Origin of the sequence: Maribacter spongiicola (assembly GCF_004364165.1) — a bacterium.
Lineage (GTDB): Bacteria > Bacteroidota > Bacteroidia > Flavobacteriales > Flavobacteriaceae > Maribacter > Maribacter spongiicola.
Genome location: NZ_SOAY01000011.1, coordinates 1071547 through 1087132, shown reverse-complemented (window position 1 = coordinate 1087132; position 15586 = coordinate 1071547). Strand labels below are relative to the sequence as shown.

Sequence of the window (15586 nt, the reverse complement as noted above, 5' to 3'; positions counted from 1 at the left end):
GTAGATTGTTTAGTTGGCAATGGCAGAATTTAATAAGTTATCTAATTCCGTTCTGGTATGCTGATTTCCATTAGATAGTACCATAAAGATGTCTTGGGTATTTTTAATATTTTCTAACGGATTGCTATTGAGTAAAACAATATCAGCAATTTTACCTTCACAAATGGTTCCGTAATCTGAATCTTGTTTTAAAAATTTAGCACCGTTGTAAGCGGAAGATTTAAGTGCATCTAACGGCGAAATTCCAGTAGCGACCATGGCTTCCATTTCTTTGTGTAAAGAAATGCCAGGGTAGGTATAACTGTTATATGCCCCACTATCTGATCCTGCCAAAAGAGACACTCCGTTTTCATTCAATTTAAGTGCAAGTTCACCAAAGAATCGATCCAAAGCTTTTCGGTCGGCAACTTGCTTTTCACTAGCAAATTTTACACGGTCAATTCGACCTTTATACGTATGCTGAATTCCGTCACTCATATATTTTAAGTAGGCATCATTAGAATGATTAACTTCATCTAAATAGCTGAGCACTCCTCCAATATGCAGGGTAGGTACTACAAACACATTTTTCGATTTTAAATGTTCGAATGTTTTCAAAGCCGTGGAGTCTGAGTATGAAGATTGGAGTAGGGGCATGGCATCCCAAAATCCGATTTCTTTATTAATTAATTGTTGTGTGATTTCTTTCTCTTGAGCAGAAGAGCCTTTCATAATATAATATAGATGTTCTACTGCATCAATACCAGCATCAATAGTAGCGTCAAGTTCTACGGTAAAAGGCATATGACCCGATGTTATTAAACCACGCTTTTCGGCTTCCTGTATCACCTTTATGTAATTCTCGCCAGAAATACGGCTATCATAAATTTTTACAAAATCAGACGGTATGGCTTGTAGAGAATCTAAAGCCTTAGTAATATCTTCGTCGCTATCCACTTCTAAAGAACCAGCCCAAGTACCACCTGGTCCGTCAATCTTAGGTCCTGATGTAAAAATGGTAGGTCCTACGAGTTCATTGTTTGCAATAGCTTTTCGCCATTCTAAAACAGACGAGGTAAGATCGCCACCAGCATCACGAACCGTTGTAATTCCGTTTGCCATAAAGAGTTTCAAGAAGTTCTTGTTGGCATTAATTAAAGAATCACCACCTCTAAAGTGTGTATGGTTGTCCCAAAATCCAGGTACAATAAATTTACCTGTTGCATCAATAATAGTTTCGGCTTCAATACTGGTCAAATCAGCATCAGCAATTATCTTGACAATTCTATTATTGGTAATTAGAATGTTCGAAATAGAAACAGAACCATCTTCGAGATCAATAAGGTTGCCATTTTTTATAATGACATCATAGGTGATTTTCGGCTCAGATTTACATGATAAAAGCAATGTTAAGCAGCATAACGCTAGACAAGTCCGTTTCAATAAAATAGAAATTTTCATTTTGCTTTTGGTTGATTCAGAAAGGTAAAAATAATTACTTGTTTAATAATTGTCTGACCAAAATAAAAACAAAAATTAGTAGACTATATCCTATAAAAAAGGGGATGATATAGGCTTTTAAACCCAACACTAAAAACAGCCCAATGAGTAATAATTGAAAACCAAGCCCAAATGTAGAAACCGCTGTCATTAACCAATTAGGTTGATACTTTCCTTTTATGGCATTTTTATCAAGGCTATAGATGATTCGGTCATATGGTCCATAGCAATAGCTATAAATCTTATATAGCAAATTAACGGTTTGTTGATTTTCGCCATGTAATGCATTCGGGGTTTTATTTTCAAATACTCTACTGGTGCTATCGCCATCATGTCTATTTCTTAAAATTACATAATAGTAATTGTAGAGCGTTCCTTGTAATTCCAGTCCCACGAATGCTAGCAGCACCAAAAATATATCGGTATTGGTAATATGCCAAACAGCAAGCATGAAAAGCAGGTTTAGTATAAAATCTGAAATTGAATCAAAATACCGACCAATATGAGAGGGGGTATTCTTTAATCGTGCAAGTTCGCCATCTGCAGCATCAAGAATAGATTTTAAAACTAGAAAAAGAAAGGCCGACCAATAAAATCCGTTCAAAATAGAAACAATTGCCAAAATTCCGCAGAAGGTAAAGGCCATTGTAACGTGTAATGGTGTAAATATGGTTGTTTTTAAACGGTTGGCAATTAAAAAAGCAAAAGGTCTACCGTAATCAGATAAATCTAAGAACTGATGTTCTTTAGGTAATTTAGACATGTAATACATCTTCGGGAAAACCAATAACGGAAACACGTTGGCTTGGTACACCACAAAAGGATTGCAAAAATAAGGTTTAATTAACAATTAGAAAAGTATGACTGTATATGGAAATACAATGCTTTTAACTATTTCTTAGTTTGCCAACCACCACCATTTCTATATTTTATATTTTCAGCGCAATGGTCTATAATCTCTTTGATTCTTTTAGTTTTAGTTTCTTGACGCTTAGCTTGGTTTAAAAAGTACAAGTAGCTTTTACGTTGGCTATGTGTAAAGTTTTTAAAATTGCTAAATGCATCAAGGTTTTTGTCGAAAGCTAATTGTAGTTCTTCAGGTATAATTCCATTTTCTACATCGTCTAAAGAGGTCCAAGAACCATTTTCTTTTGCAATTTTAATTGAAGCCAATCCCGCAGCATGCATTCTGCCATTTGCTTTAAGCTCTTTTATATACTTCTTATTGACTTTGCTCCACACACTTTTTGGTTTTCGTGGACAAAAGTATTGTCTTCGTTTGCCATCGCCTAAGCTTTTTACCGTACTATCTATCCACCCATAACAAAGTGCAACTTGTACAGCTTCTTCCCATCGCATACTTTCATTTTCGTGGGCAACAGCGTAGAAAATTAAATGTATACCTTTATGCTCAGAATGGTTATTATGTATCCAATCTTTAAATTCGATGTCATTTTTAAAATATAATTCGGGTATATTTAGCATAATAGTACTAAATGGTTAATAATCTACATTAAATGTACAATGATTAATACAAAGTATTGGTAAATAAAGTAACTCGAACTATTTTTATACATTATTAAATCAACTGAACAACAACAACAACAACAACAATTTACGTATGAAAAAAATTTTTATTGCGCTGCTTTTGGGCTTTGCGCTTATTATTGTCTCTTGTGGTGGCAATAAACGAGAGGGAGCACCTAAGGTTTTAGTATTCTCAAAAACTATGGGTTTTAAACATGGATCTATACCTGCCGGAATTGCTGCTATTCAAAAGTTAGGCGCAGAAAATGGATTCGCGGTCGATACGACCAAGAATGCCGAACTATTTACAGATGAAAATCTAAAGCAGTATTCTGCGATAATATTTATGAGCACTACTGGTAACGTACTTGATCAATTTCAAGAAGCCGCTTTTGAGCGCTATATTCAAGCAGGCGGAGGTTACGTAGGTGTTCATGCTGCGGCAGATACCGAATATGACTGGGGTTGGTACAATGACTTGGCAGGAGCTCAGTTTTTGAGTCACCCAAGGGGAATGCCAACGGCAGATTTTATTGTAAAGGACAAGAATTTTGTTGCTACACAGTTTTTTACCGATACGGTGTGGAATAGAACTGATGAATTGTATAATTACAAAAACATCAATCCCGACATAAACGTTCTTATGACTTTAGATGAATCAACTTATGAAGGCGGTGCAAACGGAGATTTTCATCCTATTGCGTGGTATCATGATTTTGACGGCGGACGCGCATTTTACACAGGAGGTGGACATGCTGACGCCAGTTTTACCGAAGATTTGTTTATAAAGCATTTGTTAGGCGGAATTCAATATGCCATCGGTGAAAACTTAAATTTAGATTATTCTAAAGTAACTTCTCAAATTCCACCAGAAGCTGATCGTTTTGCCAAAGTTACATTGAGCGAAGGTCAGTTTTTTGAACCTACAGAAATGGCTGTTCTACCTAACGGAAACGTATTGGTAGCACAACGTAGGGGTGAGGTTATGTTATACAATAATGAGACAAAAGAACTTAGCGAGGTGCTTAAACTTGATGTCTATAGCAAAACATTGAACACACCAGGTGTAAATGCGGAAGAAGGATTAATGGGTTTGCAAAAAGATCCAGATTACGCAAATAACCATTGGATATACCTGTACTATGCACCAACAGGCGATAAGTGGGTAAACCGTTTATCACGATTTAAGTTTGCCGACGGTAAATTCGATGTAGCGTCCGAGCAAGTAATTATGGATGTGGACAGTCAAAGAGAAATTTGCTGTCATACCGGTGGTTCCATAGCTTTTGGTCCAGATAACTTACTATATCTTTCAACGGGAGATAACTCAACTCCGTTTAATGAGAAAAACGAAAAGTATGTAAATAATGGATTTGCACCTTTAAACGACACCCCTGGTCATGAACAATTTGATGCGCGTCGTTCTTCAGGGAACACCAACGATTTGCGTGGTAAAATACTTAGAATAAAAGTAAAAGAAGATGGTACGTATGACATTCCTGAAGGAAACTTATTCCCGGTAGGTACAGATAAAACGAGACCTGAAATTTATACTATGGGTCATAGAAATCCTTATAGAATATCTGTAGATATGAAAAGGGGATATGTGTATTGGGGCGATGTTGGTCCTGATGCAAGAGCAGATAGTTTAGGCACTAGAGGACCGAGAGGATATGACGAAATGAACCAGGCCAAAAAGGCAGGTAATTTTGGTTGGCCTTTATTTATAGGTAACAATTTCGCCTATAAGGCCTACAATTACGAAACAGGTGAAAATGGAGAAGCTTTTGATCCAGAAAAACCAATAAACAACTCTCGTAATAATACAGGGTTAACAGAATTACCGCCTGCAATGCCGGCGTATGTGTATTACCCGTATGACGATTCTCAAGATTTTCCGCAAACTACCACAGGTGGTAGAAATGCAATGGCAGGTCCTACATACTATTCAGATATGTTTGAAGGTGATGAGAAACTACCAAGTTACTATGACGGTAAGGTGATCATTTATGATTGGATGCGTGGTTGGATGTTCGTCGTGCATTTAGATGAAAACGGAGATTTCAGTAAAATGGAACCTTTTGCACCTAATGTAAAAGTGAATAACCTAATTGACATGGAAGTCGGCCCTAACGGTAAAATCTACCTGCTAGAATACGGTAGTGGTTGGTTCTCACAAAATGCAAATTCTGCTTTAGGATATATCGAATTCAATGGCGGAAATAGACCACCATTAATCAATGAAGTAACCGTTAGCGAAACAGCAGGTAAGACCCCGTTGACCATTAACGCTGCAGTAGAAGCTAGTGATCGTGAAGATGATGCTATTAAATATATATGGGATTTTGGTAACGGCGACACCAAAGAAACTACAGAACCAAAGGTTAGCTATAGTTATGCAGATACTGGTGTTTATAAGTTGAAAGTAACCGTTGCAGATGATAAAGGAGAAGAGGCAATTAGTGAAAGTACAAGTATTGTTGCTGGTAACTCTAGGCCAGAAGTTGCCATATCGTTAGGTGATAGTGCACCGGCTTTTTACTTGCCGGGTCAGAAAATTGCCTATAATGTTACGGTAACAGATCCTGATGGTACTGAAATCGATGCAAGTAATATTTTTGTAAGTGTTGATTATTTAGAAGGGATGGATAAGGTAGCCATGAATATGGGTCACCAACAAGTTTCTGCAGCAGTAACAGGAAAAGCGTTAACGCAGGCAATGGACTGTAAAACATGTCATAAAGAGGCAGAAGCTTCTATAGGTCCTAATTACAAAGATGTTGCGGCGAAGTACAAAGAGCGTCGTGATGCATTGGCCTACCTACAAGGTAAAATTGTTACTGGTGGCACCGGAGTTTGGGGTGAGGTAACCATGCCAGCACACCCTAATGTTACTTCAGATGAATCTAGACAGATTGCATTGTATATTCTTTCGTTAAATGGAGACGATAAAAAAGTAAAATCGTTACCGGCTAAGGGAACAATTACAGCAGCGTCTTCTGCACCGGGTAATATGTTGGTATTGACTGCCAGTTATACAGATGCTGGTGCCGAAGGTACTATACCGTTAACAGGTTCTAAAACTGTCGTAATACCAAGTAGTACCGTAAAGTTCAATGACAAAATGAAATTGGACGGAATGCAAGCAATGCAGTTTGGGGGAATGGATCTTTTACTTATCGGTAAGTCTACAGGATGGTTTATGTTAGAGAACATGTCTTTAAAAGGTGTGAAATCTGTTTCGCTAACCGCAGGGTGGCAAGCACCACCTAACATGTACTTTGATTTCGAAATACATGAAAACACGGTAGACGGACCAGTAATTGGCACAGGTAAATTACCAGCTCAACCGGAAGGTTCTCAGGGCACTATGATAACTATTCCGATTACAGGAACAGTTTCAGGTGACGGACCATATTATGTAACTTTTATAGGAGAAAAGGGTAAGGAACTTTCTCAAATAGCATTGACAGGCGCTATTTTTAAATAATACTCTGATACATAGAATTGAAAAGCCCGCTATATAGCGGGCTTTTTTTATTTTTAAAGGCGGATTACTTAATTCAATTTTTTGCTTATCAATTCACCAATTTCCATAAGTAAATTTATCTCAGCTTCCGTAAAATCGTATGGTACTGGTTTAGCGATACCAATAGTTCCAAAAAGCTTTTCGTTGTGCATCAATGGTGCAGCTAATGAACCTTTTACTTTAGTATCTTTTGCCGATGGTCTAGCTACTCCCGAATCATCAGTCTGTAGATTACACAGTTCAACAGGTTTTTTACGCTCTGCAGCAATACCGGCCATACCTTTTCCAATAGGAATAGTGGACAACTTCGGAATCAAAAACTCAGGAATACCTACTTGCGATTGAAGCTGTAATAAAAAGTCTTTATCTAAAAAATGTAAAGTACCTGTAGAACATTCAAAATGTTCTAAAATTATTTTCAATAGAGTATCCCAGTTTGGTGTGTCCTTTGATAATTCAGTATGTATGGCTGCTATAATTTTTTTAGAGATGGTCATTTTATTTTTTCTTAGGATTTTTCAATTCAAAATTAATGATTTCGCTGATTTCATCTGCTCTATCTATAATCATAAAGTGTTCTCCGCCTTCAATAAGCTTCATGGCAGTAGTACCTCGGGGCGGAATTAATTTATCATTTGTGCCGTTTATCTTAACTACGTTTACAGATTCTTTTAGATTCTGCCATGTTGTAAATTCTTGTAACGCCCATTTCACAAAGTTTAAATCGGTATCATCTAATATCTCATAAAACAGTTTAGCGTTTTTAGCTCCGATGATATACCTCGCAAGAAACCTGGGCGGATTGAATAGAGAAGCAGGTATAAGCTTCAAAATCCTAGATTTACCAATCCATTTATAGATGGGTCTTAATTCTCGTTTTGTTTGTGCGGAAGAAATAAGAATTACTTTATTCGGATGAAGTATTTGATTGATTTCAGTGGCTATTAACCCACCAAAGCTTACACCAATCAGGGCAAATTCCTTCGAGGTGTCTATAACTGAGCTAAGCCTTTCAGAATAACTTTTAATAGATTCATTTCTATTAGGTATTATCCAAACAATGGGTATTATCTCAACATCTAAGGTTAAATGCTCAAAGACCCTTTTATCAGCGCCTAAACCACTTACTCCGTATACTTTCAAAATAGGTTATTTATAATGATACATTGCCACGATTCAAAGCAATAAAATAGTCGTTATTAATGTATGTATAAAGGTACGTTTTTATCTTTTTTTGAAGATAGATGTATTAAGCAACTTTAGTATATTTTGGTGGTTTACGGTATGCGTAATATCCTAATACTGCAAGAATAGCTTTTTCTATGGCTATTCTTATAGGAAATAATTCTATCCCCAAAGAGTTATCTATTGTGCGTAACTGAGTATAATAGTTACTAATTAAAGGATAGTTGCTTTTTGTAGCAATATGTGCATTAGCTTTAGCAACGGCCTCTGGCTTTTGTTCTTTTATAGGTTTACAAGTAACCAATGAAGGTATGTGATTTTTATGTAACATGGCTGAAAATCCAAACAGTCTGCAAATGAGCCCGCGGTGAGCATAATCAGAGCAAAAGCCTTTTGAACCTGGAGCAATAATTCTATTTAAAACAGGGCAAAGTTTATTGTCGCCATCATTTCGCAATTGTTCTAACCATTCCTCGGCTTCTCCATTTTTTAAAAGGTGGTATGCTAGGGGTAAAAACTCTAACGAAGTAGCGTTAATGTCGGGTTTTAGACAACAGAATCCGCAATTGGCTACACATGCAAGTCCTGTAGATTGTTGAAAGGAGCCTAACTCCTTATCTAATTGGTAGAAAAGACGCTCTACCGCTTTGACTTTTAGGTATATTGACACATATTTATTTAAAGTTGCGCGAAGGTAATCTATGTTTTAATGCGGTAAACAATTCATGTAAATTAAATAATTACATGCATTTTGTAGTAGATTAGAATAATGTAATTAACTGAATTTTAAAATGTTATGTTTGAATAATGGAGTTAATTTAAAATTTAGTTGTTTTTAGTTTAGGGGCTTCGCCGTCTTTTCTAAGATTAATATGAAACCCGATAACCCCAAGAAGCTGTTCTTCTTCAGTAAGAACCTGTACTTCCCATTCACCTGGCGTCACGTTGGTCTTATAGGTGTAACCTCTAAAGCCGCCATCTCTACCACCCTTAATATCATAACCAATATCCTCTACGGTTACCCATTCTTTTGTGTCATCATTGAATCTTCTCCATCGATGAAAAATCGATTTTTTTAAATCAGTTGGAGCAAAGATTGAAGAAAATATGTAGATCTTTTGATCAGGAACGTAGCTAAAGTCTAATTTGTGCTTACGCCAAAATATATGCGACTCTTCAGATTCGTAGGTGACTTCGTATTTGCCATTTTTTAAAACGATATCATGAGCCACAATACCTTTATCTAAAGCTATGGGTACCGGTGGTATTAATCTTAAGAAGTAGAATACATTTATAATACCGTATATAGCCAATATAATGGCAATCATTTTGCCCAGTTGAATCTCTTTACGTGTACTCGGACTTTTACTATAGATAAATGTGAGTAGAACTAGGGTACTAACTAAACTAGCTGCGCCAGAGATTAAGAATATGGTGGTATTTAATTCCTTCAGGAAAACAGGAATCATAAAGGTGAAAAAGGTAAAACTTATAAAGTAGTACACCCCAAATTGCAGGTATTTATTTGAAATTCGTTTTTTAAGAAATTCGTTGGCAATCAGCAATAGCACAAGAATTATAAAGAACGATGCGGTTTTTGATAAGGACACACTTCTGGAGAAGTAAATTACATAGGCATTAGATAATCCCCCAAAAAAGAACTGAATCGCTAAAGGCAAATATTCTTCATACCGTGCTAAAAAGGTATTTTTCCATTTGCCATCATCCGCTAAATTATAAAGGTATAATGTGATGGATAATGATGTCATATGCAGACATAATACCGTAAGGTCATACGTACGGTCAATACGACCTAAAGTTAAGGTGTCAAAAATGAAACCACCAATAAAGAACAGTATCGGTGCATATTTAGAATGCCTTTGAATAAAACCTCTAAAGGCACTATTTCTATATATAGCAAGCGTTTTTTTCATGGGTACCTAACAAATAGTAACGGCAAAATTACTTTAATTAAAAAAGGAAATTGACCTGATATCATTTATGATGAACGCTAAAAATGAATATTATGTAAAGTGGACTTTAAGGGTTAGTTTCAATATAGAAATTTGGGTCTACACGTAAGGTTTTAAAGCTGCCTTTCATTTTTTCTGATTGCCATTCATTACTTGGTTCTAGCCAAACAGGAATTTCATCTATAAATACTTTTATAGGAAGGGTGAACTTCTCAACAGTATTTGTAAAACGATAGGATAGCTTTTTACCTTTCACCTTATACTCGAAAACCGGAATCTTGGTCGTTCGTAAATATTGGTCGAAAAAAGGTTTTAAATTACGCTTCATCTCTATACCGATGACTTTTTCAATTTCGTCAGTAGTTACTGTTTTGTGATAGAATTCTGAATTAAGTCCGCGCAGAATAGTTCTCCATTTTCTATCATCATTTAACACCTGTCGCAGTGTATGAAGAATATTAGAACCTTTATAATACATATCGCCACTACCTTCATGATTTACATTGTAGATGCCGATAATGGGTTTGTCATTTCTAATATTATTTCGAATGCCCTGAACGTAGGCATTTGCCGCCTCGGTACCATAATGATAGTCTAAAAATAGACTTTCAGAGTAGCAAGTGAATCCTTCGTGGATCCACATGTCTGCGGCATCTTTATAAGTGATATTATTGGCAAACCATTCGTGCCCGGCTTCATGAATAATAATGAAATCGAATTTTAATCCCCAACCGGTATCTGATAAATCTCTACCTAAATATCCTTTTTGGTATTGATTACCATACGTAACAGAACTTTGATGTTCCATACCTAAATAAGGCACTTCAACCAGTTTAAAAGAGTCCTCATAAAAAGGGTAGGGGCCGAACCAATGCTCAAAAGCTTGCATCATTTTTGGGGCATCTTTAAAATGTTCTTTTGCTTTCTCTAGATTATCTTTTAAAACATAATAATCCATATCAAGAACACCTTTTTCTCCCTGATAGATTTCATCGAAGTGGACATAATCTCCTATATTAACATTAACACCATAATTATTGATGGGGTTAGAAACAAACCAATTATAGGTGTTAGTCTCCTTATCAACACTTCTAAGACGACCGTTAGAGACGTTCATTAATCCTTTTGGTGCTTTAACGCTGATCAGCATACTATCAACCTCGTCATACATATGGTCTTTGTTAGGCCACCAGACACTAGCGCCTAAACCTTGGCACGAAGTAGCGACGAAATCTTTGCCGTTAGCATCTTTTTTCCATGAAAATCCGCCATCCCAAGGGGCTCTAACCGCCTCTTTTGGGTGACCGGAATAGGTAACAACAACCTCATTAAAATCACCTACTTGCTGAGGTTTTGTTAACTGTATAAAATGAGCATTTATGTTATGCGTCACATTAAGTTCTACTCCATCTTGGGTCACTTTTTCAATTTGCAATGGCGGTTGCAAATCTACCTGTAGTACTTGATGCGGTTTTAGCACTTTGTAGCGAATTGTATTGCTTCCGTTGATAAACTTATCATCAGGATTAACGTCAATATCCAAATGATAGTAATTCAAATCCCACCATTCACGTTCAGGGGTAATGCTGCCCCTAAGCGTGTCTTGTTCCGTAAAGGTCTGTGCTTGAGAAAAAGTAAATATCCCAAGGGTAAAAGCTATAAGTAGTTTGTTCATGTCTAATTCGGATTAAGCCTATCTGAAAATTCCGTTAGGAAAAACAACCGGACTTTCAAATCCGTCTTCGCCAACGGCAGAAACTCCGAAGAAAAAGTTGTCGATAACAATGCCTTCCAAAACAAATTCAGAAACATCACCTACATATCTACTATTATCCCACGTGGGAGATGTGGTATCTCTCCAATAAATTTTATATCCCTTTGCACCATTAACCTTACTCCATTGGAATTTAGCTGCAGGTTCCACAATACCACCTATTTTTACTGTTTTCGGTGCAGGTGGAGCCCATGCTATAGATGCTAAGTTTATGGCATTTACAGCCGTTAATTTAGCGGCATACTTAAAGTTTACATGTTCTAGCACATCGCCATAAGCAATACCATCTTCAACACGAATATCTTGATGTTGTTGCGTGTAGTTTTCGTGAGCTTCCATAATACGAATACCCGGGAAACCTGCATCGTTAAAAGGTCTGTGGTGACCACCACGACCAAAACGATCTAAACGATAAATCATCATTGGGTTCATTTCTGGCATGTATTGCTTCACGTTTTTATGAACATAGCGTGCTAGTTGTCTAGAAATTCCGTCCACTTCACCGCCATAAAAACGTCTTGCTTTACGCTGCGCTTCAGTTTCGGTCGGTGGTACAGGTTCAGAGAAAATTCTAAAATCTACATTACTTACCGTACCATCGACACCAGTAATATTACCGATCATATCATTATTGAAAATACCAATAATTTCCCAGCCTTTATCTTTTGCGTATTGCGCAATACCGCCACCGCCGAAAAGACCTTGCTCTTCACCAGATAGCCCCATATAGATAATGCTATTCTCGAATTTATATTTTGATAATACGCGCGCAGCTTCAATAGTACCCGCCATACCGCTGGCGTTGTCATTTGCACCTGGAGAATCATCGGTAAAATTGGTTGGATCACTAACACGAGAATCGATATCGCCACTCATAATAATATAGCGATTTGGGTATTTTGTCCCTTTTTGAATAGCAAGCACATTAACTACTTCTACATCTTTTACAATACGGTCGTTAGCACCTTTTTTAACTAAGTCTTTTTGAAAGAAAACATTTAAACACCCATTACATTCAGCAGCGGTTTTTTCGAATTCACTTTTAATCCAACGTCTTGCTGCACCAATACCTCTGGTAGTTGAAACGGTATCGCTTAAGGTATGTCTAGTACCAAAATTGACAAGTTTAGTAACATCGTTTTCTATTCGTTCTGCAGAAACTGCATCAATAATATCATAAATACGTTGGTCGGTTTGTGCAGTTAACGTAATGGCTGAGGTTAATAATGTAAGTAGTAATAATTTTTTCATTTCAAGATTTTTTGTTGAGTCGTGTTAGTATGGGTAATCGGTTTCTAAAATTAAGTAAAATATAGGGTTGAGCATAATTTCATCTATAAAAGTATAAGCGCATATAGTATAGTTTTAATAGGATAAAAAAGGTATTTCTTTTTAAGCAGGACTTATCATCGCCTTTTGATCAATAAATAGTAAACACCAAACAACGGACCAATAGCTAAAGGAATAAACAAAAGATCAATAGGGATGATCGATTGAAGTGATCCTAGAAGTTGAATACTAATAATAGTAATGGCAAAACCAATACAATTTACGAGTGTAAGTGCCGTACCTTTTAATTCGGGTGCCACGGCCGATGCCACCAAATTTGAGAATTGAGGTGAATCTGCAGTAACTGCAATGCCCCACAAACACCAACCTGCCAAGAATACATATATAGGAAGTGAAAATAGAAGTGGAGAAATTAAACATAAAAATCCCGATGCTATTAACGCTATCAATGCTACCTTCTTACTATCTATGCGTTGCGAAAGTATGCCGCCATAGGCACAAGATAATCCGCCGAGGGCAATGACGATTCCTGACCAAAGAGAGACCGAAATATCACTACCTGATTGAATGGCAAAATATTGAATGGCAATAGGTGTAAAAGCCCAAAAGGCGTAGAGTTCCCACATGTGCCCGAAATACCCAAATGCAGCTTTCTTAAATTCAAAATTTTTAAAAAGCTTCGGACCAACATCAAATTTTAAAGTAGTACTTGCCACTCTATACGGTCCGTTGGGTACAAGTAAAAAAAGTAATAGTCCGCCCAAAGCCGTAATACCAGAGGTTAACATAATAACCTTATCTGGATGACTTGCTAAAGGACTTCCTTTTATTAAAAAAGGAAAAGCAGTACCTAGAACTAATGCTCCGACTAAAAACCCCAATGCTTTACCGAGCCCTTTTTCGAAGTAATCTGCCGCTATTTTCATTCCTACGGGATAAATACCGGCTAAAAAGAAACCCGTATTAAATCTTGCGAATAGTATACCACCCACGTTCAATTCAGGATAGATCAATGTTAGATTAGAAAGGGATGCTAGAAAGGCGCAAATCATAAATACTCTTGAAGGAGAAAATCGATCTGCAATCATTAAAACTCCGAATATAAGAGTCCCGATGATGAATCCGAATTGCACTGAAGAAATGACATAGCTAACAATGTCCGCACCAAAATCTAACTTTTTGGTTAGCGATTCTAATATCGCATTCCCTGCAAACCATGTAGAAGTGCAGGCGAACTGTGATAGAATTATAATCGGGAGAATATGTAGCTTTTGTTTCAATAGATTAATGTAAAAAGGTAACCTTGGCTATTTTGTTATTTTCTATTTCATAAATACCAATGGAAGAATAAAAATTTCCGTCGAGGGAAATGAAATTCTCATCAATAACTATATTTCCGATTACAATTCTATTCTTCGTTTCACAATGAAATTTTGCTTTAATACTGAATAAATCTTCATAATTCTTTCGCATATTTTCAATACCCACGGAAGGTATTATACCGTAAGTATCATAAACTTTCACGTCTTTGCTATATTGATTTAAAAAAGTATCTACGTCTTGAGCATTAATACCTTCAAGTTGTTTCTGAACAAGAACTTCAGGATTAATATCTATAGGTATTTCTTTTATGAAAGTCATGCTTTCTATAAGTCCGTCAACTTCATAAATCGCAACTTGTTGAAATTGTTTATCGCCAATGGTTATCTGTTCTTGATCAATAACGGTCTTTCCTAAATGTATTCTAGATGATACTTTTACATCAATATTTGGTGTACCATCATAAAAGCTTTGATATTTTTCCTTTAAAATTTCCCGCCCAAAGTACAATATATCATTTGGGTAGTTTTTTACTAGAACATTTTTGGAAAAACAATTGGCAAATGCTTTTAAATCTCGTGCATTGAAAGCTTCTACTTGCTTGTCAATAATTTTTTTTTGAGAATCTTTAGAAACAAAACTTAGATATTTTCCTTTTGGACTAATCGCTAATCTAGACACCCCGTTGACATCTGGATGATTGATTTGGTATGCCAACTTCCATTCTGTATCCGTTTTGGGGTCAAAAGATAGGATTCTTGATTCATTGGCAGTAAGCAATCGACCATTGTTCATCCAACAAACATCTTCGCTATCTCCTATAAGGTTTGTGATAACCTTTGTTTCTTTAGTTTTCAGGTTTAGCGATGAAATAGTAGCATTCTCGCTTTCTTTTGCTATAAAACTAATTAGCTCTGTATCGGGAATTTTATGCAACGATCGACCTACATTCTTCTGTGCAGTATAATGGGTGTTCTCTTTTAGGTTATACACCACCAAATCCATACGATTTTCAATCAAAACCGTGCAAACAATAATATCACTAGAAAACCAAACATGATAACCCACTTTTAAATCTGGTAATAATACCTTTGAATCACCCGTTTTCAAATCATACGCATATAAACGTTGTAAACCATCTTTGTCTAAACGAACAGCAGAAACAGCATCTCTACCCGGAATTTTCAATGGAGAATATTCACTGCCATTTGGGGTATTAGAAAGCCAAGTTGTTGTTTTATCGTTTACATTATAAAGAGCGATATCAGTTTGATTATTTCTTGTTGATGCAAATAGAATTTTATCATCAGAAAAAAACGAAGGCTGATTATCATAGCCTTCGTTTTCAGAAATATTTATTGGAGTGCCAATTTTTAAAGAATCATTTGACCAATTTAAACTTGCCAGGTATACTTCTGTACCTTGTTGAGCATAAGAGTTTAGACAACAAATAACACTTACAAATGCAATTTTGAGAATTTGTTTCATTATGAAAAGTATGTGAGTAAC

12 protein-coding genes are annotated in these 15586 nt (G+C 36.3%); 1 reads left to right on the top strand and 11 read right to left on the bottom strand.

Translation table 11 applies throughout. The features are described from left to right. Positions 1-9: 9 nt before the first annotated feature. The 3 genes from CLV90_RS13165 to CLV90_RS13155 form a co-directional block, all read right to left on the bottom strand. Positions 10-1440: an amidohydrolase family protein gene (locus CLV90_RS13165; RefSeq protein WP_133687925.1), complete on the bottom strand. Its 1431-nt coding sequence runs from the start codon at positions 1438-1440 to the stop codon at positions 10-12. Positions 1441-1474: 34 nt separating this feature from the next. After that, entirely contained in the window at positions 1475-2242 is a 768-nt protein-coding gene (locus tag CLV90_RS13160; RefSeq protein WP_133687924.1) for a CDP-alcohol phosphatidyltransferase family protein, read from the bottom strand. Between the two features lie 128 nt (positions 2243-2370). Beyond that, positions 2371-2964 (bottom strand): YdeI/OmpD-associated family protein, encoded by a 594-nt coding sequence (locus CLV90_RS13155; protein WP_133687923.1) that lies wholly within the window; start codon positions 2962-2964, stop codon positions 2371-2373. Between the two features lie 136 nt (positions 2965-3100). Between CLV90_RS13155 and CLV90_RS13150 the strand changes: the two genes are divergently transcribed. Next, positions 3101-6496 (top strand): ThuA domain-containing protein, encoded by a 3396-nt coding sequence (locus tag CLV90_RS13150; RefSeq protein ID WP_133687922.1) that lies wholly within the window; start codon positions 3101-3103, stop codon positions 6494-6496. 68 nt (positions 6497-6564) lie between these two features. On the opposite strand, the gene CLV90_RS13145 is transcribed toward CLV90_RS13150, so the two are convergent. The 8 genes from CLV90_RS13145 to CLV90_RS13110 form a co-directional block, all read right to left on the bottom strand. Then, positions 6565-7032, bottom strand: a complete 468-nt coding sequence (locus CLV90_RS13145; protein WP_133687921.1) for a GAF domain-containing protein — start codon at positions 7030-7032, stop codon at positions 6565-6567. A 1-nt stretch (position 7033) separates the two neighbouring features. Then, entirely contained in the window at positions 7034-7678 is a 645-nt protein-coding gene (locus CLV90_RS13140) for an alpha/beta hydrolase (protein WP_133687920.1), read from the bottom strand. Positions 7679-7784: 106 nt separating this feature from the next. Beyond that, positions 7785-8390, bottom strand: coding sequence for a YkgJ family cysteine cluster protein (locus CLV90_RS13135; protein ID WP_166638580.1), 606 nt, complete (start codon positions 8388-8390; stop codon positions 7785-7787). 148 nt (positions 8391-8538) lie between these two features. Then, the gene (locus tag CLV90_RS13130) at positions 8539-9654 is read right to left on the bottom strand and encodes a DUF2914 domain-containing protein (RefSeq protein ID WP_133687918.1); all 1116 of its coding nucleotides are present in this window, start codon (positions 9652-9654) and stop codon (positions 8539-8541) included. Positions 9655-9760: 106 nt separating this feature from the next. Beyond that, positions 9761-11368 carry a M1 family metallopeptidase gene (locus CLV90_RS13125; protein WP_133687917.1) on the bottom strand — a complete coding sequence of 536 codons (1608 nt, stop codon included), beginning with the start codon at positions 11366-11368 and terminating at the stop codon, positions 9761-9763. 18 nt (positions 11369-11386) lie between these two features. After that, a complete protein-coding gene (locus CLV90_RS13120; protein ID WP_133687916.1) occupies positions 11387-12718 on the bottom strand; it encodes a M28 family peptidase in 1332 nt (443 codons plus the stop codon). Between the two features lie 155 nt (positions 12719-12873). Next, positions 12874-14037, bottom strand: a complete 1164-nt coding sequence (locus CLV90_RS13115) for an MFS transporter (protein WP_133687915.1) — start codon at positions 14035-14037, stop codon at positions 12874-12876. 4 nt (positions 14038-14041) lie between these two features. After that, a complete protein-coding gene (locus CLV90_RS13110) occupies positions 14042-15565 on the bottom strand; it encodes a steroid delta-isomerase (RefSeq protein WP_133687914.1) in 1524 nt (507 codons plus the stop codon). Between the last annotated feature and the right edge of the window lie 21 nt (positions 15566-15586).